The sequence below is a fragment of the Pseudomonas hormoni genome (assembly GCF_018502625.1).
GTDB lineage: Bacteria > Pseudomonadota > Gammaproteobacteria > Pseudomonadales > Pseudomonadaceae > Aquipseudomonas > Aquipseudomonas hormoni.
Genome location: NZ_CP075566.1, coordinates 2,144,038 through 2,166,614 on the forward strand (window position 1 = coordinate 2,144,038; position 22,577 = coordinate 2,166,614).

Sequence of the window (22,577 nt, forward strand, 5' to 3'; positions counted from 1 at the left end):
AGGAAATCCCATGATTGAACATGACGTTTATACCCGCCTGAAAGACCTCGGTATCGAGTTACCCACCACCGGCGCTCCCGCCGCTGCGTATGTGATGAGTGCGCAGAGTGGCAATGTCGTTTACCTGTCCGGCCATATCGCAAAAAAGGACGGCAAAGTCTGGGCAGGAAAACTGGGCGAAACGCTGACGACAGAGGAGGGCTATGCGGCCGCGCGTTCGACGGCCATCGACTTGTTGGCGACGCTGCAGGCTCATCTTGGCGATCTGAATCGGGTTACGCGGATTGTCAAAGTGCTGAGCCTGGTGAATTCAACTTCCCGTTTCACCGAGCAGCATCTGGTCACGAACGGCGCCTCGGAGCTGTTTGCCGAGGTGTTCGGCGATCAGGGAAAACACGCGCGCTCGGCATTCGGTGTGGCTCAGATTCCGTTGGGTGCTTGTGTCGAAATAGAAGTAACCGTTGAAGTCCGTTGAAGATCGGGTAACGGTGAAATGTGACGTGTGGGGGCGAAGCCATTCGCCCCCACAGTCCGTAACAAGAGCTTAGAACAGCGTCCAGGTGTAACTGATGATCAACCGGTTCTCGTTGATACCCGTGCGGCAGTTTGAGCGTGCCAACGCGTTGCGCACTCGCACGCCGAGGCCTTTCAGCGGGGCGGCCTGGAAGGTGTAGCTGAGGTCCAGATCACGCTCCCAGTCTTTGCCCTCATAGCCCATCCCTGTTTTCACGTAGTCGCCAGTGACATAGCGCGTGCTGGCTAGCAGCCCAGGCACACCGAGGGCCGCGAAGTCATAGTCATAACGCAGTTGAAAGGAGCGCTCATGGGTGGAGACGAACTCGTAGGTCGGCAGTTCGTTGCCAAGGGCGCTGACGTTGAGAAACACGCGAGGAAAGGGGCTGTCGCCGTACATGCCCTGGTAACCGGCATAGAACGTATGACCACCGAGCTTGGCCGATAGCAGCGAGAAGAAGGCCTGGTTGTAGACCTTGCCCACCAGTTTGCGACCTTCTTCGGAACAGCGCACACAGTTTGCCTCGATCTCTTGTCATATTTTGACTCTTGTTTTTATTAGACATGACTCCGCCGTAGACGCTCTTTCGAGGGCCTTGCGAGTAGGACGGGGGAGGTAATGACAGCCGTCAGCGTGCGGTTTTGACGGTGCTGCGGTGTCGAGAGCGATGCTCGCTCCATTGACCGATGGCAGCAAGAGCAACTTTATTCAGACATCGTTGCTCTGGACGCAACGATGATGTGAAGTCCCGAAAAGGCTATTTTGAGGAGAACAGATCAAGAGATGGACCCGCCAGAACAGGCGGGTCCGAAAGGGGAATCAAAGTTTCGGCAATTGCCCGATGCGCCCCATCATTTCGGTCACGATCTGCAGGTCCAGCAGGAACTGGTCGACGGTCTTGAACTCGTTGTCGGTGTGGCCGGTGTATTTGTTCTCGGGCCGGGCCAGGCCGAACTGCACGCCATTGGGCAATTCATGTACCGAAGTGGCGCCGGCAGAGGTGCCGTACTCGTGTTTCATGCCAAGGTTTTCGCTCGCCACGGCCAGCAGGGCCTTGACCCATTCACCCTCAGGGTTGCGGTACATCGGCTCGGCAATCGAGTAATCGAAAGTTGCTGCAACGTGGGACTGCTTGCTCCAGGCGCCAATCTTGTCGGCGATTTCGGCCTTGAGCGCTTCCGGGGACTTGCCCTTAGGCACCCGCAGGTTGACCGCGAGTTTGAAGGTTTTTTCATCCATCCCGACAAACGTCAGGGAAGTGGTCAGCGGTCCCATGAAGGCATCAGAGAAACCGACCCCCAATTTGCCGCCCAGGTAATCCAGGCCCCAGTTGTCAGCGGCGTAGCGGGCGGCGTCGGTGATGTGGTTGTGCTTGAGCGCGACCTTGCCGTCGAGGCTATTGATGAAGACCAGCATCCGGGATACCGGGTTGACGCCTGACTCCGGCTCGGAGGAGTGGGCGGAAACGCCGGTGACCGTCAGCTTGACGTCCTTGCCGTCAACCTTGGCGTTCACGCTGAAATTGCCGCCATTGCGCTTGGCATACTCAGCTCCAGCCTTCTGCAGGCTCTTGGCCAACTCGGCGGGCTTGTCACTCAGCAGCGTAGCGACCGAAGCCGACGGAATCTGGTTGGTGGCCAGGCCGCCAGTCATCGAGACGATTTCAGCGCCTTTGCCGTCGGCCTTGCGCTTGGGAAAATTTCCCATGACGGTGCCGTAGCCTTTTTCGGCGATCACCACCGGGTAGCCGCCATCCAGCGCCAGGTTGTAGTTGGGTGTCGGGTTGTGTTCAAAGTAATAGGGAATGGCGTCGCCGGAGGTTTCCTCGGTGGTGTCCACCAGCAGCTTGAAATTCCTCGCCAGTGGCAGTTTTTCTTCCTTGATGACTTTCATGGCGTAGAGCGCTACCACGATACCGTTCTTGTCATCCTCAGTGCCCCGGCCATACATGCGGTCGCCGATCAGGGTGACCTTGAACGGATCGAGTTTGGTGCCGTCTTCCAGGACCCAGTTCTCCGGTGTCACGGGCACCACGTCGGCGTGGGCGTGAATGCCGACCACTTCATCGCCAGTGCCCTCGAGGGAGATCTCATAGACGCGGTTATCGATGTTGCGAAAGTTAAGGTTGAAGGCCTGGGCAAGGCTTTTGATCTTGTCAGCGATCTTGATGAATTCAGGATTGTCGTGCTGGGCAACGCCGTCCACGTTGAAGGTCGGGATGGCCACCAGCTCACGCAGCGTCTCGGTGGCGGCGCTGCCGTACTTCACCCGCGCATAGAGGCCCAGCAGGCGATGGATTTCGTTCTGCTGGTCGGCGGAAAGGGTTTTGTTGTCGAGGAAGGCACTGATTGCCGCGCCGAGGTCATCGGTTTTGGCCAGGTCGGTCTTGGCCAGGCTTGTCAGGAACTGCCTGAAATCGGTGGCCGAAGCCTCACTGAACGTCTTGAGGATGGTCGCGCTTTGTTCCGGGGTGATGTTGGCGTGCGCGGCCGTGGTGAACGACGAAAGGCTGGCCAACAGCAGGGTTGTTGCGGCCAGGTGCTTGAGTGAGAAGTCCATTGCTGGGGGCATTCCTTTGCAGGGAGTGGGTTAGAAGTGTTTGATTAATGAAACAAAACGTTTCCAACCTACCACCACGGGGGCGCAATAGGGGAGTCCCTGAAGCGCGATCTGTCGCACAGTCGTGCAAAAGCGGCGCAGAAACGAAAAAGAGACCCGGATCGTTTTTGTGGCGAGTTTTACAAGATGTGTGCAGATTAAGAATTGGCTTGAGATGTTATAGGGTAACAATATAAGGTGCCCGGCAATCTGTTCTGCGGGACACGTTTATTCAATCCTTGTTGCGAAACCTCCATGACCATTGCTCTTCCTCGTTCCACCGGCACGGCAGTCGGCCGGCTCCTTTCCATCGATGCATTGAGAGGCATGGTGATTCTGTTCATGCTGCTCGACCACGTCCGCGAGACCTTTTTCCTGCATCGACAGGTGTCCGATCCCATGGACATCGCCACGACCGAACCCGCGCTGTTTTTCAGCCGCACACTCGCCCATTTGTGCGCGCCGGTCTTCGTGCTGCTCACCGGTCTGTCGGCCTGGTTGTACGGCGAGAAATATGCCGGCAAGGCCGATGTTTGCAGTTTTCTGTTCAAGCGCGGTCTGTTTTTGGTGGTGCTTGAGTTCACCCTGGTGAACTTCGCCTGGACGTTCCAGTTTCCGCCGACGGTTATCTACCTGCAGGTGATTTGGGCCATCGGCCTGAGCATGATTGCGCTGTCGTTATTGGTCTGGTTGCCGCGTCCGGTGTTGCTGCTCCTGAGCCTGGCGATCATCGCCGGGCACAACCTGCTGGATGCTCTGCACTTTCCCGTCGAATCGGCGATGCATGTGCCCTGGGCGATTCTCCATGATCGCGGCTGGATCGAACTGGTCGAAGGGTTTCGGCTGCGCACGTCCTATCCGGTGCTGCCGTGGATTGGCGTGATCGGGCTGGGTTATGCCATGGGGCCATGGTTCGGGCGAACGGCGGACGCGAGGGTGCGCCAACGTACATTGCTGATCGGTGGTGTCGCCGGGTTGGCGGGATTCATTGTGTTGCGGCTGCTCAATGGTTATGGCGAGAAGCCCTGGAGCGTGAGCGAGACGTCCCTGCAAACGCTGATGAGTTTTTTCAACATCACCAAATATCCGCCGTCACTGCTGTTTGTTGCACTGACTGTAAGCGTTGGATGCTTGCTGCTTCTGTGGTTTGAGCATGCGCAGAAGCGCCGGTGGCTGCGTCCGTTGACGGTGTTCGGGTCGGCACCGATGTTCTTCTACCTGTTGCACCTGTATGCGCTGAAGGTTTTGTATGTCATCGCTGTCGCGCTGTTCGGATTGAATCAGGGCGTGTGGTTTGGTTTCACGTCGGTAGGGGCGGTCTGGATGACGGCCATCCTGCTCGCCATTGCGCTGTACCCGCCGGTTAAATGGTTCTCCGGATTAAAAGCCCGACGTCGAGACATTGCCTGGCTGAAATACTTTTAATACCCCTGTCCGTGCACTTTTATAAAGCCGTGAAGCGTGCCGTTGCACTATGCGAAGGCACGACGCGGGACCCTTTCTCACGGCATAAGCCCGGACAAGGTGCTAACAGCAGAACTTTTGCGATCTGGCACAAACACTGCAACACACCGAACAGGCCCACCCTGAATGCAGTCGAGTGGGCAGCCCCTCGGTCAACGACGATCGATTCGTGGGCAACATCGGTGAGTCAGGCATAGACGTCTGGTTTAACACCGCAAAAGAACAGGCAAAGACGCCTGGAACCGAAAGGTTTCAGGCGTTTTTTTTTGCTTTTTGAACCGCTTTAGCCGGGTGCTTCTTATGAATTCCAATGTTGCCGCGTTGAACAAATTGCAAACGCTGATCGTGATTGGCAATGGCATGGTCGGCCATCATTGTGTCGAGCAGTTGATCGAGCGGGGCGCGCTTGAACAGTATCGATTGCACGTGTTCAGCGAAGAGCCGATGCGTGCCTACGACCGCGTGCATCTTTCCGAGTATTTCGCCGGCCGTGATGCTGAATCCCTGGCCCTCGGTGAAGCCTCGCTGTACCAGACGCCGGGCGTCACCCTGCATTTGGGCGTGCCGGTACTGGAAATCGACCGCGACCGTCGTCAGGTGATCACCGCGCAAGGGTGCGTCCCTTACGACAAATTGGTCCTGGCCACCGGGTCTTATCCGTTTGTGCCGCCGATTGAAGGCGCAGAGGGCGATTCACGCCTGGTGTATCGAACCCTTGAAGACCTCGACGCCATCCGCGCCGCCGCTGCCAACGCTCGACGTGGCGTCGTGGTGGGCGGGGGGCTGTTGGGCCTTGAAGCCGCCAACGCGCTGAAAAGTCTGGGCCTGGAAGCGCATGTCGTTGAATTCGCTCCACGCCTGATGCCGGTACAGCTGGACGAGATGGGTGGCCTTGCGCTCAAGTCGCAGATCGAAAGGCTGGGCGTCGGTGTGCACCTGTCGCGCGCCACACAGTCGATCAGCGTGGGCGAGCAGTATCGCTACCGCATGTACTTCGCCAACGACGAGTTTCTCGAAGCCGACCTGATCGTATTCTCGGCCGGCATCCGCGCACAAGATGCGCTGGCCCGGCAGTGCGCGCTGGAGATCGGTCCGCGCGGCGGCGTCGTGATTGACGACGAATGCCTGAGCAGCGATCCGGACATCTACGCCATCGGCGAGTGCGCCTCGTGGAATGGCAATCTCTTCGGCCTGGTCGCGCCGGGCTACCAGATGGCGCGCAGCGTCGCGGCACGCTTGTGTAACGAGATCGCCGAGCCCTTCACGGGCGCCGACATGTCGACCAAGCTCAAGCTGCTGGGCGTCGATGTCGGCTCCATCGGCGACGCCCATGGCAGCACGCCGGGCGCGCGCAGTTATCAGTTCATCGACGAAACCACGGCCAGCTATCGGCGGCTGGTGCTGGATGCCTCCGGCAAGCAGGTCATCGGCGCGGTGCTGGTCGGCGACAACAGCTATTACGACACGCTGCTGCAGTACATGCAGAACGCCATAGCCTTGCCGTCGGAACCGGCCAGCCTGATTCTGCCGTCCTCCGAAGGCGCGCCGACCCTGGGCCCGGGCGCATTGCCCGAGTCGGCCACGGTCTGCTCGTGCCACAACGTCACCAAGGGTTCCATCTGCTCGGCCATCGACGGTGGCTGCACCGATCTCGGCCTGCTCAAGGCGCAGACCAAGGCCTGCACCGGCTGCGGGGGTTGCGCCGGATTGCTCAAGCAAGTCTTCGAACATGAACTGATTGCCCGTGGCGTTAGCGTCGACAAAAGCCTCTGCGAACACTTCGCCTACACCCGTCAGGAGTTGTATGCGCTGGTGCGGGTAGAAGGGGTGATCACCTTCGAAGAACTGCTGGCCAAACATGGCCGTGGCCACACCGGTTGCGATGTCTGCAAGCCAGTGGTGGGCTCGATCCTCGCGTCGTGCTGGAACCAGCCGATCATGGACGCCTCGCTGGTGCCGTTGCAGGACACCAACGACACCTTCATGGCCAACATGCAGAAAAACGGCACCTATTCGGTGGTGCCGCGCATTCCAGGTGGCGAGATCACCGCCGACAAGCTGATCGCGATCGGTGTGGTGGCGAAGAAATACGACCTCTACACCAAAATCACCGGCGGCCAGCGGATCGACCTGTTTGGCGCGCAGTTGCATGAATTGCCGGACATCTGGGCCGAGTTGATTGAAGCCGGTTTCGAAACCGGGCATGCCTACGGCAAATCGACCCGGACGGTGAAATCCTGCGTCGGCAGCACCTGGTGCCGTTACGGCGTGCAGGACAGCGTGCAAATGGCCCTGACGATCGAGGATCGCTACAAGGGGTTGCGCTCGCCGCACAAGCTCAAGTTTGCGGTGTCCGGTTGCACTCGCGAATGCGCCGAGGCCCAGAGCAAAGACGTGGGCGTGATTGCCACCGAGAAAGGCTGGAACCTCTACATCGCCGGCAACGGCGGCATGCGTCCGCGCCACGCTGAACTGTTCGCCACCGACCTCGACGACGAAACCCTGATCCGCTACATCGACCGCTTCCTGATGTTCTACATCCGCACCGCCGACAAACTGCAGCGCACCTCGGTGTGGCGAGAAAGCCTCGAAGGCGGCCTCGACTACCTCAAGGACGTCATCATCCGCGACAGCCTCGGGCTCGGTGCCGAACTCGAATCGCAGATGCAATTGGTGGTCGACCGCTATGAATGCGAATGGGCCAATGCGCTCAAAGACCCGGAAAAACTCAAGCGCTTCCGCACCTTCGTCAACGATAAACGCCCGGACCCGGACATCCACTTTGTCCAGGAACGCGGTCAGCGGCGCCCGATCATGGCCGCCGAACTCAACCTTATCCCAGTCACCGAGGAGCTTGCCTGATGAGCCAGTCCACTAACCGACGCATCGATTCTCTGGTCAACACCGAAGTCTGGCAAAGCGTGTGCGCTCAGCAGGATCTGGTCAGCAACTCCGGCGTTGTCGTCTGGCTCGATGGCGCCCAAGTGGCGCTGTTCTACCTGCCGGGTGCCGAGGGTCGGAGCCTCTATGCCATCGACAACCATGATCCGCAATCCGGAGCGAACGTCATCGGTCGTGGATTGGTGGGCAGCATCAAGGGTGATCTCGTCGTCGCTTCGCCGATCTACAAACAGCATTTTCGGCTGGAGGACGGCAGCTGCCTGGAATATCCGCAACAGCGTCTGCGGGTCTGGCCGGTACGGCTGAACGGCGGCGTGGTGGAAGTCGGCGTGGCTTGAGTTCAAGCATCGGCAATGAGCAACGATAGCGGAGGCAACCATGAAAACAGCCGCACAACTGCTGAAACTGAAAGTCGTGCAAAACCAGCACGTGCATAGCATCGCGCCGGACCAGATGGTGCTTGAAGCACTGAAAATGATGGCCGAGAAAAATGTAGGCGCGCTGCCGGTCATCGAAGCGGGGCAGGTGGTCGGCGTCATCAGCGAGCGCGACTATGCGCGCAAGGTCGTTCTGCAGGGACGCTCCTCGGTCGGCACACCCGTGCGCGACATCATGAGCGTGCCGGTGGTGACCGCCGACAGTCAGCAGAGCATCGAGCGTTGTATGGCGGTCATGACCGACAGCCACCTGCGCCATCTGCCGGTAGTGGATAGCGGCGAGTTGATCGGTTTGTTGTCGATTGGCGACTTGGTCAAAGAGGCGATTGTCGAGCAGGCCGATTTGATTCGGCAGTTGGAGTACTACATTCGTGGGCACTGAGCGGGTCGGCGGCACGAGGGTGGGGCTGGCTGGATTGGGGGACGTAGGCAAGTGTTGAGCCTGCGCCGAAACATGCAAAGCGCCCGACAAATTTTTTTTGAAATCAAGGGGTTGCCAGCCCTCGGAAATCAGTACATAATTCACGCCATCGAAAGCACTGACCGCTGAAAAAGCTCAATGTTTTCAAGGAGTTAGATCTAGAATCTACTCCAAGACTGTACGCGTTTGATGTTGTGCTACATGACATCAGATGTTTGAGGCCGAGTAGCAAAATGGTTATGCAGTGGATTGCAAATCCACCTACGCCGGTTCGATTCCGACCTCGGCCTCCACTTTAAACAAGCTCCGTAGATCGATGATTTACGGAGCTTTTTTATTTGCATCGCACGGCAAGATTTAGTCTTGAAATGGGCGTTTGCGAACTTGCTTCGCCGGGACGGGATGTATATATTTCGTCCTCTGTTGCACAGGCGTCAGAACTGACAGATCCACATTTGTCAGCCTTCAGACGGCTTACCGCGCTACCGCCCGAATGGCGAAACTGGTAGACGCATGGGACTTAAAATCCCCCGCTCGTAAGGGCGTGCCGGTTCGATTCCGGCTTCGGGCACCATCTAAAATCAAGGGTTTGCGGGCGAAAGCTGATGCAAACCCTTGTTTGTTTCCGGGTCCTGATAATAGGGTTCTACAAAGTGACGGGACTTTGTTGCCCATACGATTCGGCTTTGTCCGTATCAGCTTTGGCACGCAGATCCTGCATTTGAACCCGGACTTCGAGACAGCTGACGCCTCCATGATTCGATCAGTCAACACCGGATTCTGTTTGCTTCGCCGCTGTATCAAGCTTTTGCCGATGTTTGCAGTCCAAACAGTAACGGTGGTTTTTTTTGCCGTTACGATGATGGCACAACATCCACCAGCCGAAGAACACCGGCTGGGGCGTTGTTCACCGAATATAGCAATGGCCGCTCTTCCACGAGCATTGCGAATGGTTCGGGTGGGGAAGACACACGCTTCAGCGATGGAAGCAAGTCCAGCAGCCGAACGACCGTTACGGGAGCGACTTACACCGATTATAGCGATGGCCGCACGTCCACCGGCATCGCAAACGGTTCGGGTGGGGAAGACACAAAATTCAGCGATGGCAGCAAGTCCAGCAGCCGAAAGACCGTTACAGGCGCAGTGGATACGACTCACCAGAGCAACTAGCAGGTGTGATTGATCGGCAGGACGCCGACCAAAAGGTACTGCAGTAATACACAACGCTAAGTTATTGATGGGATTACAGTGTTGATCGCCTTGTAAAATTAAGGGCTTGCAAGCGAAAGCTTATGTAAGCCCTTATTATTTTCCGCTTCATTATTTTTGACGATCGTATTCCCCAGTATTGCGCCGCTCGCTGCCGGTAGGGCTTCCGATGTCAACGAGTCTTCTCTCCATCAGAATATTCTGCAGTGCCTGGCGATCTGCCGGCGCAAGCTGATGCTCTCTCTCCTTAAGCTCCAGCAAGATCGGGCTGGAATAGGTGCGGTAGGTTTTCTCCGCCTTAAGAATCGGTGTCATTCATTCCTCCTTGATCAGTCTCCACACTAAGGTTGGCGCGTTTTCGATGCGTTAGAAATCCTAGTTGAGGAAACGGTTTATCGCCAAAAAGGGAGCGGTAACGACGCTATTGAATTTATAGTCAATCAATATATTCATCGGTTTAGATCTATCTAATCTTAAGGTTCGATGTCCGCCTATAAAAAAATAGAAAAGGTGAAGTGATGACCAAATTAATAACTGCCTTATCTGTATCGATATTTTTAGCGGGATGTTCTACAGGCCTTCCTAAGGATGCTCACTCTCCGGCGCCGCCCAATGCGAAGCAGCTTAGCGGCGAGGAGATACAGCAGGTTCTGGTCGGCCATGAGCTGCAGAGCCGCACCGAGAAGGGGGAAAGATTCTGGCAAACCTTGAGCCCTGGCGGAGCGGCGGTCATTAAGATCTCTAACTACTCGGAAGTAAAAGGGAATTGGACGGTGGCTGGAGACGTGATCTGCGTGACGTATAAAGAGTATGGGAAGGAGTGCAATACCGTGCGCAGCGACGGTGTTTCAGTTTGGTTGATCGATGAAAACAAAAAGACCACTAATAATGTATTCAGTGTGCATTAACCGATGCACACTGAATCACTTAACGGTCGCGCGGTGCGCTTCAATTTCACTCTTCGCTTGCCCAGACACCCGTGGCGGCAGTGCGTCGAACATAGTCGCTGAAGTCCCGCGCCGGGCGACCCAGAGCACGCTGTACGCCATCGGCCACCGGTGTATTGCGGCCGTCGAGTACGGTAGTGAAGAGATAAAGCACCAGATCGATCAATTCGGCGGGTAGCTGTGCCTGTTCCAACGCCTGGCGATAGGCGTCCGGCGGTACTGCAACGAACGCAATATCCCGTTCCGTCTCACGGGCAATTTCAGCGACGGCCTCAGCGAAGGTCAATGCTCGCGGGCCCGTCAGTTCATACAGTTGGCCTGCGTGCCCCGGTTTGGTCAGCGCTTCGATCGCGATCTCGGCGATGTCTTCCACGTCGACAAAGGGCTCGGCGACGTTGCCGACGGGGAGGACGAGTTCCCCTTGCAGAATCGGTTCTAGAAAGTGGGCTTCGCTGAAGTTCTGAAAAAACCAGCTGGCCCGCAGGATGGTCCAGTCGGCCCCGCTGTTCTGAACGACGCGTTCGGCGTGTTCCGCTTCAACTTCGCCGCGCCCCGACAGCAGCACCAGTTTGCGGACGCCACTCTTGACCGCCTGATAGGTGAATGCCTGCACGGTCTCAACGGCGCCGGGGACCGCCAGGTCTGGTTGAAAGGAGATGTAGGCGGCGCGAACGCCATCGAGCACGGCGGCCCACGTGCTTCGATCCTCCCAGTCGAATGCTGGATTTGCCCCTCGAGAGCCCAAACGCACAGGCACTCCGTCCGCTTGCAGTCGCTGAGCAATTCGCCGCCCGGTTTTGCCCGTTGCACCGAGAATCAGAATGGTTTCCTGGGTGGTTTTCATCGCGTTCATCTCCATCGGGTTAATGTGAGTGATGCTCATATTTAAAAGATGATAAACCCTCATGTTTTAACGTCAACCGGCAGAATCGCTGAAACCGACGTACGGGCAGTGCTAAGGTGAGCCTAAGTCATGTTATTGATCGGGGAGCGCGGCAGTGCCGAAGAAAACCACCGAAGTAGTCGAATCGCCTGTCTCCGAGTCGGCCCGGCGTAATCCAACTCAACAACGGAGTCGTGAGCGTCAGGAGCGAATCCTGGCGGCGGCGACGCAATTGACTGCGAGCAAGGGCAGCGATCAACTCAAAATGAGTGAAATCGCCGAATGCTGCGGGATTTCGATCGGCTCGCTTTATCAGTATTTTCCTGACAAAAGTTCGGTCATACAGACCCTGGCAGAGCGCTACAACGCCGAAAGCCGTCGCTGTATCGAAGCGGCGCTGGCAGCGGTTGAAGACGCGCAAGGGCTGCAAGCAGCCTTTTCAGCGTTGCTCGACGAGTATTACGAAATCGTGCTGGCGACACCGGCGATGCGCGACATCTGGTCGGGCATGCAGGCAGACAAACAACTCATGGCGCTGGAGCTGCAGGAAAGCCGGATTGCCGGCAAGCTGTTGGCTGACGTGATACTGCGGGTGTATCCAGGCAGTGACGCGGGGCAAGTTCAGGCGTCGGCCTTTTTGATCTGGCACCTGGGCGAAGCGACCATGCGCCTGGCCATCTCTTGTGCACCCGAAGAAGGGCGCGGAGTGGTCGAGGCGTTCAAGCGAATGTCCTTGCGTGAAATAGCGGGGGTGGCGGCTGGGACGAAGGGCGTCGCAACCGCCAAGCCTGTGAGTTAAACAAATGGTTGACCGGTAAAGCCACGCGGCAATCGTTGCAGCCCGTCCATCGCGGTCAGCCGCTCGACCCACGCTGCGCGCCAGTCATTGGCGGTGTGAGTGACTTTGGCTTTGCGTGCGGCGCGGCGTGCAGCGTTACGCTGGTCTTTGCGCGCATCCTTGAACGCATCGGTGTTTCGGCAGCTTCTGCATTTCACCCGGGTCAGTTCAGTCGTTGAGGTGAGTTTGCTTCCTTTGTGACCGCAGGCCAGATGCCCGCCAACTTTGAAGTGAGTAACCATCAGACGCCTCCTTGGTGACGTGTAAGCGTTGGACCTCTCGCAAGTACTGACGTTCGACGGGCAAAAAAATGGCCCGCATGCGGGCGGACCAAGGGGTTCATTAAAAGGAGTGGGTTCACTGTAAGGCGTGAGTTGTGAACGCTGTGTGAAATGGCCGGGCAAAAAAATCCCGACGCCAGGCCGGGTGGGGGGGCAGCAGTAGATGATCAGGCAAGTACGCGCACGGTGACGAAAACGTCGCCGTTCATGGGCCCTGAAACAGACCGTGCTCGCGTATCCGGTGTCCGGATCGAATCATCTGAACCTTGGCAGCGGCCGGTCGACAGGCTTGAGCGAGGACAAGGTGCTGCGGATCAGTGGCGCATCCTTCTCGATGTCGTTCAGGCGATCACGGATTCTGAGGGCGGTGGGGTGTCCGCCTTGATGATCGACCCAGTCGGCGATTTCCTTGCACGCCGCGGCCAAGCGAGCCTGGCGGGAATCAAGCAGGGTGAGCAGGGTGGTGATGGACTCTTTTTCGGACATGGCAAACACCTCCGTTCAAGAAACCTGGCAATTGGCAACAAAAAGCCCGCTTGGAGCGAGCTTTCTGCCGATGGGGTCGCTGTTCCCTCAGCCATTTTCAGTATAGACCCGGACTTCAGCCTTGTCGGGCCTTGACCTGCGATCGGGCGTTGAGTTGACGGCAGGCGCGATGGGCATCTTCTTCAACATCATAGCCGTCGCCGATGAAGCCATTGGTGCGGGTATCGGCGATGCGGTACCAACATTCAGCGTCAGGTGGTGGATGACCGGCTTCCCCGGCTCGACGACCACGAATGATGATCTTGTTGCAGTGCTTCACAACGTAAATGTCTTCCATGGCCTCACCGAAGCTGATTTCTATCACAACAACTATAGAAGCCATTTGCAATCGTGCAAAAAATGAACAGGTCAGTTCGTCGGTTGAGACGCTTCGATCATCCGTTCCAGGTACATCGCCAGCCCGACTTCTTCGGCCCTGAGACCTTTACGGGTTCTGGGACGCGGTAACTCGGCCAATGCCCCCAGCAGAAAACCGTCGAGCACCGCCGGGTGGATGTAGCATTTGCGACAGACCGCCGGGGTGTTGCCGAGTTGTCTGGCGACGTTCTTGACCATCTCCACCACATGGCGCTTGGCATCCGACTCCGGCTCCCATTGCAGTTCGCGCAGCACCGCCAATGCCAACGCGCTGCCGGCCCAGGTGCGGTAATCCTTGGCGGTGAAGTCGGCGCCGGTCAGGGTTTGCAGGTAGGCATTCACGTCGGAGGAGCTGACGGTGTGCCGTTCACCGTTCTCATCCAGGTACTGAAACAGATTTTGCCCCGGAATTTCCTGGCAGCGTTTGATGATCCGCGCCAGGCGCCGGTCTTTCACGGTGATCTGGTGTTCGACACCGCTCTTGCCACGGAACTGGAATCGGATCGCACTGCCGTTGACCTCGACGTGACGGTTGCGCAGGGTGGTCAACCCATAGGAGCGATTGTCCCGTGCGTACTGCGTATTGCCGACCCGGATCAACGTCGCATCGAGCAAGGTAATGACCGTGGCCATGACTTTGTCGCGGCTGAAACCCGGCGCTTCCAACAGTGTTTCAAGCTGTTTGCGCAGCTTCGGCAGGGCCAACCCGAAGTCCCGCAGACGCGAGTACTTATCGGCATCACGCACTTCACGCCAGCGCGGGTGATAACGGTATTGTTTGCGCCCCCGCGCATCGCGGCCGGTGGCTTGCAGATGCCCGCGCGGGTCGGCGCAGATCCATACGTCGGTGTAGGCCGGGGGCACGGCGAGGGCGTTGATGCGCTTGATTTCATCCGGATCAGTGATGCGCTGACCCGTGGGCTCGAAGTAGCAAAACTTGCCGCGCAGTTTCTTGCGAGTGATGCCGGGCTGGGTGTCGTCGACGTAGTGCAGGTCGGGCGGCAGCACGTCGGGCAATGCGGAATCGGACATGGCGGTAATCCTTGGCAACGAATCAGGGGCCGTTACAGCCATTGACCGCACGCCTTTGCAGACGTGCCAGCGGATTTACGCCAGCACCGCCACCGCCTTGATCTGCGCCCAGAGTTGCTGGCCGGGGTGCACGTTCAATTGATCCCGGGAGTAGCGGGTGATCCGTGCCAGCAGCGGCGTGCCGGCCGCGTCCAGTCGAATCAGCACATGGGCGGCGTTGTCAGCACCCATTTCACTGACCACCGTCACCGGCAGACGATTGAGGATGCTGCTGTGCTCGACGCTTTGCAGGCTCAGGCTGACATCCCGCGCCTGAACCTTGCAGCGAAGTGCCTGGCCGGCGTCCATCGGGGTGTGTGTCACGCGAATGTTCAGCGCGGTGCCCGGTAATTGCAGGGTCAGTAATTGATAGTCCGCGTCATAGGAACTGACATGGCCCTCAATCACTACGCCGGCGTCATCGCCCAACGCCAATGGCAAGTCGAGGCGAGCCAGGGTTTCACCGATAGGGCCGCTGGCCAGTGCCTTGCCGTGGCTGAGCAGGACGATGTGGTCGGCCAGTCGCGCCACTTCATCCTGGGAATGACTGACGTACAACACCGGAATGTCCAGCTCATCGTGCAGCCGTTGCAGGTACGGCAGGATTTCGCTTTTGCGTTGCGCATCCAGTGCCGCCAGCGGTTCATCCATCAGCAACAGTTTTGGGCTGGTCAGCAGGGCGCGGGCGATGCCGATGCGCTGCCGTTCGCCGCCGGAAAGGTTTTGTGGGTGACGATCCAGCAGATGGCCTATGCCCAGCAGTTCAGTCGCGTGAGCCATGTCGACCCGGCGCTGTTGTTTCGGGATTCGCCGAAGACCGAATTGCAGGTTCGCCAGCACCGACAGATGCGGAAACAGACTGGCTTCCTGAAAAACATACCCGAGCGTGCGTTTGTGCGGCGCGACGAAAATCTTCCTGTCGCTGTCTTGCCAGACTTCATCGTTGACCTGGATAAATCCGCGTTCCGCCCGTTCAAGGCCCGCGATGCAGCGCAGGCACGTGGTCTTGCCCGAGCCGGAGTGACCGTAAAGCGCGGTGACGCCACGGCCCGGCAGTTGCAAATCCACATCCAGGGCGAACCCCGAGTAGTTCAGTTTCAGGCGCATTTGAATCATCAATCAGCTCCAGCCTGCTTTGGTTTTGCGACTGGAGTAGAGCGCCAGCAACACGGCAAACGAGAACACCAGCATTGCCCCGGCCAGCCAATGGGCCTGGGCATATTCCATGGCTTCGACGTGATCGTAGATTTGCACCGAGACCACGCGGGTCTTGTCGGGAATGTTGCCGCCGATCATCAGCACCACACCAAATTCGCCAACGGTATGGGCGAAACCGAGAATCGCCGCGGTGATGAATCCCGGTCGGGCCAGCGGCAGGATCACACTGAAAAAAGTGTCCCAGGGATTGGCGCGCAAGGTCGCGGCCACTTCCAGTGGGCGGGTGCCGATGGCAGAAAAAGCGTTCTGCAGCGGCTGGACCACGAACGGCATCGAGTAGAGCACCGAACCGATCACCAACCCTGCAAAACTGAACGTCAGGGTGCCGAGCCCCAGTGACTGGGTGAAGTGGCCGACAAAGCCATTAGGGCCAAGCGCCAGCAACAGATAAAAACCAATCACCGTGGGCGGCAACACCAGGGGCAGGGCGACGATCGCCCCGACCGGGCCGCGCAACCAGGACTGGGTGCGCGACAGCCATAACGCAATCGGAGTGCCGATCACCAGCAGGATAACCGTCGTCAGGGACGCGAGTTTCAGGGTCAGCCAGATCGCGGAAAAGTCGGCACTCGATAGGGTCATTTAGAGTTGGTAACCGTAGGACTTGATGACAGCGGCGGCTTTCGGCCCCTTGAGGTAGTCAACCAGTGCCTTGGCGGCCGGGTTGTCCTTGCCTTTGGTGAGGATCACCGCATCTTGTTTGATCGGCTCGTGCATGTTGGCTGGAACGATCCATGCCGAACCGCTGGTCACTTTGCCGTCTTTGTAGATCTGCGACAAGGCGACGAAGCCCAGTTCTGCGTTGCCGGTGGAAACGAACTGGTAAGCCTGAGTGATGTTCTGGCCTTCAACGATTTTATCCTTGACCTTGTCGGTGAGGCCCAGCTTGGCCAGTACCTGAGTGGCGGCGAGGCCATAAGGTGCGGCTTTCGGGTTGGCGATCGACAGATGCTGGTACTGGTTGTCGCTCAACACTTTGCCCTTGGCATCGACGTAACCTTCCTTGGCCGACCAGAGCGCGAGGGTGCCGACGGCATAGGTGAAGCGCGAGCCCTTGACGGTGTCACCTTCGGTTTCGAGTTTTTGCGGGGTGGTGTCGTCCGCCGAGAGGAACACCTCGAACGGCGCGCCATTCTTGATCTGGGTGTAGAACTGGCCGGTTGCACCAAAGGAGGTGACCAGTTTATGCCCGGTGTCTTTCTCGAAATCGGCAGCGATGGCCTGGATCGGCGCGGTAAAGTTGGCCGCGACAGCGACCTGGACTTCATCGGCCTGGGCAGCGCCGATGGCGAACACCGCGAGCAGGATCGCCAGGCAGGTTGGGGCAAAACGTGAGGCACGAATGGTCATGAAACGGCTCCGTGGTAGGCAAGCACAGCAAGGGGGTTAAAACGCTATATAGCCGAATATATAGCGAATTGCCTGCAAACGGAATGTGTTGGAACTGGATTGAAGGGTGACGAATAAATCTCTGTAGCGAGGGAGCTTGCTCCCGCTGGGGCGCGCAGCGGCCCTAAAAGTCTTGCGGCTGCTTCGCACCCGAGCGGGAGCAAGCTCCCTCGCCACAGGCTTGTGTCTACACGCGCAGCAACTTCGCCAATCCTTCCTCGGCCAAACGCCGCGTCAGCTCCGCCGTCGTCATCTCAACCCCCAACGTAAATGCCTGCCCGGTCCAGAGGTTGCTGAAATCTGCTTCCCCCTTTGCGCGCAATGGCATCAACGCTCCCCCCGCCAGCGGGAAGGCCGGAGCTTTATCGCTCATTGGCCCGAGTTCACGCATGACCCGATTCAGAATTCCCCGCGCCGGGCGGCCGGTAAAAAGGTTGGTGATTGCGGTCTCGCTTTCCTTGGCCGTGCGCAACGCCTTGTGATGGGAGGCGCTGACCTTGGCCTCCGGCGTGAACAGATACGCCGTACCCACTTGCACCGCCGAAGCGCCCAACAGGAACGCCGCCGCGACGCCTCGTGCATCGGCAATACCACCGGCAGCAATCACCGGTACTTTCACCGCGTCGACGATTTGCGGCACCAGCGCGAAGACACCCACCTGGCTACTCAGATCGTCGCTGAGGAACATGCCCCGATGACCTCCGGCTTCGTAACCCATGGCGATGATGGCGTCGCAACCGTGTTGCTCAAGCCAGATCGCTTCTTCGACGGTCGTTGCTGAAGACAGCACCTTTGCGCCGGTGGCCTTGACGCGATCCAACAGGGATTTTTCCGGCAGGCCAAAGTGAAAGCTCACCACTTCGGGGCGACATTCTTCGATCACTTCGCAGGTCGCGTTATCAAACGGCGCGCGATTGGATACCGGTGTCGGCGCGTCGAAATCCACGCCCAATTCCCGGTAGTAGGGCTCCAGCAGATTCTTCCAGTCCCGAGCCCGTTGCTCATCGGCTGCCGGCGGTTGGTGACAGAAGAAATTGACGTTGATAGGGCGCTGAGTGTGTTGGCGGATTGTCTTCAATTCTTCGCGCAACTGCTCGGTGCTCAACATCGCCGCAGGCATCGAGCCCAGGCCACCGGCATTGCTCGCCGCAATCACCATGGCCGAACCGGTGGCGCCAGCCATCGGCGCCTGGATGATGGGCAGTTCGATCCCCAGCAGATCAATAATTCGGGTGTCTGGCCATTGGCTCATTTGCAAGGTTCTCCGGCGTCACAACAGGAACGGGTTTTGTACCAGTAATGGCGGGCGCAGGACCAATCGATTTTTGCATGAGCTGCGCAATCTTCGGTGATGGAAGCGCCTGGATTGGCTTAAAGTCGGGTACGGCAAAATGTTGCAGTGTGATATTTCAACTGCACCACAACTGAGTGATTCGATTGGGAGACGACGATGTTCCAGGGCATTTTGATCGACAAAGACGACAGCGGTTACCGGGCCACACTGCAAGAGATCAATGACGATCAGTTGCCCGAGGGCGATGTGACAGTGCGAGTGGCGTACAGCACGCTGAATTTCAAGGACGGTCTGGCGATCACCGGCAGCAGCCCGGTGGTGCGAAAATTCCCGATGGTGCCGGGCATCGATCTGGCGGGGACTGTCGAAGTCAGTGGCCATCCGGACTACAAGGTCGGTGATCAGGTCGTACTCAATGGCTGGGGTGTAGGTGAAGGGCATTGGGGCGGGCTGGCGCAGAAGGCGCGCCTGAATGGCGACTGGCTGATTCCATTGCCCCGGGAATTCACGGCTGCCCAGGCAATGGCCATCGGCACGGCCGGCTACACGGCGATGCTTTGCATTCTGGCGCTGGAGCATAACGGCGTGACGCCAGAGCAGGGCGACGTCCTGGTCACGGGCGCCAACGGTGGTGTAGGCAGTTTCGCCATCGCGTTGCTGAGCAAGCTCGGTTACCGGGTGGTCGCGTCCACTGGCCGCACCTCCGAGCACGACTACCTCAAACAGTTGGGCGCCAGCGAAATCATCGACCGCGCTACGCTGTCCGAACCGGGCAAGCCACTGGCCAAGGAGCGTTGGGCAGCCGTGATCGACTCGGTCGGCAGTCACACCCTGGCCAACGCCTGTGCCAGCACGAAGGCCAACGGCACCGTCGCCGCCTGTGGCCTGGCGCAAGGCATGGATTTTCCAGCCTCCGTCGCACCGTTCATTTTGCGTGGCGTGACCCTGGCCGGGATCAACAGCGTGACCCAACCCAAAGCCAAACGAGTGCTCGCCTGGAATCGCCTGGCCAAGGATCTGGACTTCGCTTTGCTGCCGCTGATCAGTCATGAAATCGGTTTGAGTGAAGCGATCGAAGCTGCACCGCGCTTGCTCGCCGGTCAGCTGCGCGGTCGAGTGGTGGTGGATGTGAATCGCTGATTACTGTGTCTCACGCTCCAGCAATTGCCGCTTGCGCTCCACACCCCAGCGATAGCCCGACAGGTTGCCATCGCTGCGCACCACGCGGTGGCACGGGATCGCCACCGCCAGACTGTTCGCGCCGCAGGCCTGAGCCACGGCGCGCACCGCTTTCGGTGCGCCGATGCGCTGGGCGATATCCGCGTAACTGGCGGTGCTGCCTGCAGGAATCTCCCGCAACGCTTGCCAGACGCGCTCCTGAAATGCCGTGCCTTGAACGTCCAGCGGCAAATCCAGGCCGATGGCCGGGGCTTCGATAAAACCGACGACCTTGGCGATCAGTTGCTCGAACTCGTGATCGGCGCCAATCAGATTGGCCCGCCGAAACCTGTCTTGCAGGTCACACACCAGTTGGTGCGGATCATCACCCAGCAGGATCGCGCAAACACCGCGTACGCTCTGCGCCACCAGAATCGCCCCCAGGGAACACTGGCCGACGGCAAAACGAATGTCGTTGTTCTGACCTTCGGCGCGGTAGTCACCGGGTTTCATGCCCAGCAGCTGATCCGCCGCCTCATAAAAACGGCTGTTGGAGTTGAAGCCGGCGTCATACAGGGCTTCGGTCACCGAACCTCCACCGGCCAAGCGTTGACGAACCTTGCGTGAACGGTGGGCCGTGGCGTAACCCTTGGGTGTCAGCCCGGTAACGGCTTTAAACACTCGGTGAAAGTGAAAACTGCTCAGGCCCGCGACGTCGGCCAGTTCACTCAGCGCCGGCAGATGTTCGGCTGTCTCGATCTGACGACAAGCAGCGGCGACGGTCGCGGCATGTTGCGCGGCGACGTCACTTTGATCCTTCGTCGCTCGTTTGCTCGGGCGGTAACCCGCTGCCTGGGCCTGCTCGGCCGTGTCAAAGAATTCGACATTTTGCGGCTTCGGCAAACGCGCGAGGCTGCTGGGGCGGCAGTAGATGCCGGTGGTTTTCACCGCATACACAAATTGCCCGTCAGCGCGGGGATCCCGGGCGACGACGGCGGCCCAGCGGGGATCGTTCTCGGTGGTTGTCATGGCTTCATGTCCGTTGACCCGTTTGATTCAGGGTAACCAGTCGGCAGGCGCGCTGCACTCCGGGTCTTGCGGTCAAATTCTCGGGCTCATTGTGCGGTACGAAACGTGAAATTGATCCGTTGCTCGCCCAGGCGCGGATGCTGACCCTCCTTGATCGGCAAGACCCCGTGATAACGCAGGCGATCGACGCCGCCCCAGACCACGATATCGCCATGGAACACCGGCACCCGCTGGCTTTTGTCGCCGCGTTCAAAACCGCCAAAAAGGAACATCGCCGGCAGGCCCAGCGACACCGAAACGATCGGCGCTGCGTAGGACGCTTCGTCCTTGTCCTGGTGCAATGACATCTTCGCGCCGGGGATATAGCGGTTGATCAGGCAGGAATCGGGCACGAAATCGGCAAAGCCGGCTTCCAGCGCCGCCGCTTGTGCGAGCTCAAAAAATACCGGCGGCATTTCCGGCCAGGGGGCGTCGGTCCGCGGGTCATGACGGGTATAGCGATAACCGCTGCGGTCGGTGGTCCAGCCCCATGTGCCGCAACTGCTCATGGCCGCTGACATGGTAAAACCGCCGGGCGTGACCATCTGCCGAAACGGCGCTGCTGCCAGAACGGCCTCGAGCGCAGGCAGTAACCGCTCTAGCCAAGGCAGGGCAAAGCCCCTCAAGACGTAGGACTGTTCGCCGATTTGCTCGCGCCGAGACTGTTGCTCGGGCTCCGAGTCGGCAAACAGATCGAGAGTGGTCGGGTTCATAAGGTCATAACGCGTCGTGAAAGATGATTCCAAGGGTATGCCGTTTTCCGCTGTGCAGGCGACTCACGCCGTGGCGCAGGGTGACCCGGTAATAGCCACGAACGCCTTTCACCGGTCGCTGGTTGACGGCAAAGATCACCGCGTCCCCCTTTTTCAATCCAATGACCTGGGGGCGCGACTGCATCCGTGGGCGTTGTTCGGTCAGGACAAACTCGCCGCCGGTGAAATCTTCGCCCGGTTCTGACAGAAGAATCGCCACTTGCAGCGGAAAAACGTGTTCGCCGTACAGATCCTGATGCAGGCAGTTGTAGTCCTGCGGCCCGTATTGCAGCAACAACGGCGTGGGACGCTCCTGACCGGCGGCATGACAGCGCTCAAGAAACACCGCATGCCTTTCAGGGAAACGGACCGGCAAGTCCATTTGCTCGTACCAGCGGTTGGCGATCGGCACCAGGCGAGGGTAGAGCGCTTTGCGCAAAGTGGCGACGATCTCCGGCAACGGGTATCGGAAGTATTTGTACTCGCCACGGCCGAAGCCGTGACGCGCCATCATCACTTGCGAGCGGAACGGTTCGGATCGGGCGTACAGCGCACTGATGTCATCGCACGTTTCACTGCTGATCAGCGAGCGGATGATCGCGCAGCCATCCTGATCCAGTTGTTGCTCCAGCGTTGCCCAGTCGAGTGCATCCAGAAAGTGCTCGATCATTGCTGCGCCTCACGCTCCAGCAGTTGCCGTTTGCGGTGCAGGCCCCAACGGTAACCGCCGAGGCTGCCGTCCTGGCGCAGGACCCGATGGCAGGGCACGATGACTGCCAGCGGGTTCGCGCCACAGGCATTGGCCACGGCCCGGAAGGCTTTGGGTTGTCCCAGTTGCCGGGCGATGTCCTGGTAGCTGGCGGTTTTGCCGGACGGGATCTGGCGCAGGGCATCCCAGACCCGTCGTTGAAAAACGCTGCCGACCAGATCCAGAGGAAGGTCGAGTTCGGCGAGAGGGTTGTCGAGGTAGCGAAGAGTTTGCTCCAGCGCAGGCATCAAGCCTTCATCACGCTGGGGTGTTGGCTGGCCGGGGAATCGCCGCGCAAGGTCGCGCTCAAGCGTCTCCAGGTCATCGCCGAGCAGCAACGCGCACAACCCTTGCGCGCTGGAGGCCAGCAGCAGGACGCCGAGGCTGGAACTGCCGCTGATGAAACGAATCGGTGACATAGACATGTTCTGACTCCTTAACCAAAGGTTGAGGTGGCCAGTCTAGGGAGCGCTGCCTTGGTGA

At 58.8% G+C, this 22,577-nt stretch carries 24 protein-coding genes and 2 tRNA genes; 10 read left to right on the top strand and 16 right to left on the bottom strand.

Going from position 1 to position 22,577, the window contains the following annotated elements; all coding sequences use genetic code 11:
* The first annotated feature begins 10 nt into the window (after positions 1-10).
* Positions 11-475, top strand: a complete 465-nt coding sequence (locus KJF94_RS10020) for a RidA family protein (protein WP_214383006.1) — start codon at positions 11-13, stop codon at positions 473-475.
* A 69-nt stretch (positions 476-544) separates the two neighbouring features.
* Here the strand turns inward: KJF94_RS10020 and KJF94_RS10025 are convergent, their stop codons facing one another.
* The gene (locus tag KJF94_RS10025) at positions 545-1,042 is read right to left on the bottom strand and encodes an OprD family outer membrane porin (RefSeq protein ID WP_284681154.1); all 498 of its coding nucleotides are present in this window, start codon (positions 1,040-1,042) and stop codon (positions 545-547) included.
* A gap of 291 nt (positions 1,043-1,333) precedes the next feature.
* Entirely contained in the window at positions 1,334-3,073 is a 1,740-nt protein-coding gene (locus KJF94_RS10030; RefSeq protein WP_214383007.1) for a dipeptidase, read from the bottom strand.
* Positions 3,074-3,367: 294 nt separating this feature from the next.
* Here KJF94_RS10030 and KJF94_RS10035 point away from each other — a divergent pair, with 294 nt between their 5' ends.
* The 6 genes from KJF94_RS10035 (at position 3,368) to KJF94_RS10060 (ending at position 8,909) form a co-directional block, all read left to right on the top strand.
* Positions 3,368-4,537: an acetyltransferase domain-containing protein gene (locus tag KJF94_RS10035; RefSeq protein WP_214383008.1), complete on the top strand. Its 1,170-nt coding sequence runs from the start codon at positions 3,368-3,370 to the stop codon at positions 4,535-4,537.
* A 339-nt stretch (positions 4,538-4,876) separates the two neighbouring features.
* Positions 4,877-7,438: a nitrite reductase large subunit NirB gene (gene nirB / locus KJF94_RS10040; RefSeq protein WP_214383009.1), complete on the top strand. Its 2,562-nt coding sequence runs from the start codon at positions 4,877-4,879 to the stop codon at positions 7,436-7,438.
* The gene (gene nirD / locus KJF94_RS10045) at positions 7,438-7,815 is read left to right on the top strand and encodes a nitrite reductase small subunit NirD (RefSeq protein WP_214383011.1); all 378 of its coding nucleotides are present in this window, start codon (positions 7,438-7,440) and stop codon (positions 7,813-7,815) included. Before nirB ends, nirD begins: the two co-directional genes overlap by 1 nt.
* Before the next feature lie 40 nt (positions 7,816-7,855).
* The gene (locus KJF94_RS10050) at positions 7,856-8,296 is read left to right on the top strand and encodes a CBS domain-containing protein (protein WP_214383013.1); all 441 of its coding nucleotides are present in this window, start codon (positions 7,856-7,858) and stop codon (positions 8,294-8,296) included.
* 258 nt (positions 8,297-8,554) lie between these two features.
* Positions 8,555-8,628: transfer RNA gene (locus tag KJF94_RS10055), tRNA-Cys, on the top strand.
* A gap of 194 nt (positions 8,629-8,822) precedes the next feature.
* A tRNA-Leu gene (locus KJF94_RS10060) sits at positions 8,823-8,909 on the top strand.
* A gap of 746 nt (positions 8,910-9,655) precedes the next feature.
* Here KJF94_RS10060 and KJF94_RS10065 read toward each other — a convergent pair.
* Positions 9,656-9,859 (bottom strand): hypothetical protein, encoded by a 204-nt coding sequence (locus tag KJF94_RS10065; RefSeq protein WP_214383015.1) that lies wholly within the window; start codon positions 9,857-9,859, stop codon positions 9,656-9,658.
* A gap of 203 nt (positions 9,860-10,062) precedes the next feature.
* Here KJF94_RS10065 and KJF94_RS10070 point away from each other — a divergent pair, with 203 nt between their 5' ends.
* On the top strand, positions 10,063-10,452 hold the full coding sequence (locus tag KJF94_RS10070) for a hypothetical protein (RefSeq protein WP_214383017.1): 390 nt from the start codon (positions 10,063-10,065) through the stop codon (positions 10,450-10,452).
* Positions 10,453-10,498: 46 nt separating this feature from the next.
* Here the strand turns inward: KJF94_RS10070 and KJF94_RS10075 are convergent, their stop codons facing one another.
* Complete coding sequence (locus KJF94_RS10075; RefSeq protein ID WP_214383019.1) at positions 10,499-11,335, bottom strand: NmrA family NAD(P)-binding protein; 837 nt, start codon at positions 11,333-11,335, stop codon at positions 10,499-10,501.
* Positions 11,336-11,489: 154 nt separating this feature from the next.
* Here KJF94_RS10075 and KJF94_RS10080 point away from each other — a divergent pair, with 154 nt between their 5' ends.
* The gene (locus KJF94_RS10080) at positions 11,490-12,173 is read left to right on the top strand and encodes a TetR/AcrR family transcriptional regulator (protein WP_214383021.1); all 684 of its coding nucleotides are present in this window, start codon (positions 11,490-11,492) and stop codon (positions 12,171-12,173) included.
* Here KJF94_RS10080 and KJF94_RS10085 read toward each other — a convergent pair.
* The 8 genes from KJF94_RS10085 to KJF94_RS10120 all read right to left on the bottom strand — a co-directional run bounded on the left by KJF94_RS10085 (position 12,170) and on the right by KJF94_RS10120 (position 18,326).
* Complete coding sequence (locus KJF94_RS10085) at positions 12,170-12,454, bottom strand: hypothetical protein (protein WP_214383023.1); 285 nt, start codon at positions 12,452-12,454, stop codon at positions 12,170-12,172. The genes KJF94_RS10080 and KJF94_RS10085 overlap by 4 nt on opposite strands.
* A 294-nt stretch (positions 12,455-12,748) precedes the next feature.
* On the bottom strand, positions 12,749-12,979 hold the full coding sequence (locus KJF94_RS10090) for a hypothetical protein (RefSeq protein ID WP_214383025.1): 231 nt from the start codon (positions 12,977-12,979) through the stop codon (positions 12,749-12,751).
* Between the two features lie 115 nt (positions 12,980-13,094).
* On the bottom strand, positions 13,095-13,316 hold the full coding sequence (locus tag KJF94_RS10095) for a hypothetical protein (RefSeq protein ID WP_214384829.1): 222 nt from the start codon (positions 13,314-13,316) through the stop codon (positions 13,095-13,097).
* A 71-nt stretch (positions 13,317-13,387) separates the two neighbouring features.
* Positions 13,388-14,428, bottom strand: a complete 1,041-nt coding sequence (locus KJF94_RS10100; protein WP_214383026.1) for a DNA topoisomerase IB — start codon at positions 14,426-14,428, stop codon at positions 13,388-13,390.
* 75 nt (positions 14,429-14,503) lie between these two features.
* Positions 14,504-15,583 carry a molybdenum ABC transporter ATP-binding protein gene (gene modC, locus KJF94_RS10105; RefSeq protein ID WP_214383028.1) on the bottom strand — a complete coding sequence of 360 codons (1,080 nt, stop codon included), beginning with the start codon at positions 15,581-15,583 and terminating at the stop codon, positions 14,504-14,506.
* Between the two features lie 3 nt (positions 15,584-15,586).
* A complete protein-coding gene (modB, locus tag KJF94_RS10110; RefSeq protein ID WP_214383030.1) occupies positions 15,587-16,267 on the bottom strand; it encodes a molybdate ABC transporter permease subunit in 681 nt (226 codons plus the stop codon).
* Positions 16,268-17,035, bottom strand: coding sequence for a molybdate ABC transporter substrate-binding protein (modA, locus tag KJF94_RS10115; RefSeq protein WP_250548259.1), 768 nt, complete (start codon positions 17,033-17,035; stop codon positions 16,268-16,270).
* A 226-nt stretch (positions 17,036-17,261) separates the two neighbouring features.
* Positions 17,262-18,326 carry an NAD(P)H-dependent flavin oxidoreductase gene (locus KJF94_RS10120; protein ID WP_214383032.1) on the bottom strand — a complete coding sequence of 355 codons (1,065 nt, stop codon included), beginning with the start codon at positions 18,324-18,326 and terminating at the stop codon, positions 17,262-17,264.
* 198 nt (positions 18,327-18,524) lie between these two features.
* Between KJF94_RS10120 and acuI the strand changes: the two genes are divergently transcribed.
* Complete coding sequence (gene acuI, locus KJF94_RS10125; protein ID WP_214383034.1) at positions 18,525-19,508, top strand: acrylyl-CoA reductase (NADPH); 984 nt, start codon at positions 18,525-18,527, stop codon at positions 19,506-19,508.
* On the opposite strand, the gene ada is transcribed toward acuI, so the two are convergent.
* The 4 genes from ada to KJF94_RS10145 all read right to left on the bottom strand — a co-directional run bounded on the left by ada (position 19,509) and on the right by KJF94_RS10145 (position 22,519).
* A complete protein-coding gene (gene ada / locus KJF94_RS10130) occupies positions 19,509-20,555 on the bottom strand; it encodes a bifunctional DNA-binding transcriptional regulator/O6-methylguanine-DNA methyltransferase Ada (RefSeq protein WP_214383036.1) in 1,047 nt (348 codons plus the stop codon).
* A gap of 86 nt (positions 20,556-20,641) precedes the next feature.
* A complete protein-coding gene (gene alkB, locus KJF94_RS10135) occupies positions 20,642-21,307 on the bottom strand; it encodes a DNA oxidative demethylase AlkB (RefSeq protein WP_214383038.1) in 666 nt (221 codons plus the stop codon).
* A 4-nt stretch (positions 21,308-21,311) separates the two neighbouring features.
* Positions 21,312-22,016 (bottom strand): 2OG-Fe(II) oxygenase, encoded by a 705-nt coding sequence (locus KJF94_RS10140; RefSeq protein ID WP_214383039.1) that lies wholly within the window; start codon positions 22,014-22,016, stop codon positions 21,312-21,314.
* Complete coding sequence (locus tag KJF94_RS10145) at positions 22,013-22,519, bottom strand: methylated-DNA--[protein]-cysteine S-methyltransferase (RefSeq protein ID WP_214383040.1); 507 nt, start codon at positions 22,517-22,519, stop codon at positions 22,013-22,015. The genes KJF94_RS10140 and KJF94_RS10145 overlap by 4 nt, the downstream gene beginning before the upstream one ends.
* Positions 22,520-22,577: the final 58 nt, after the last annotated feature.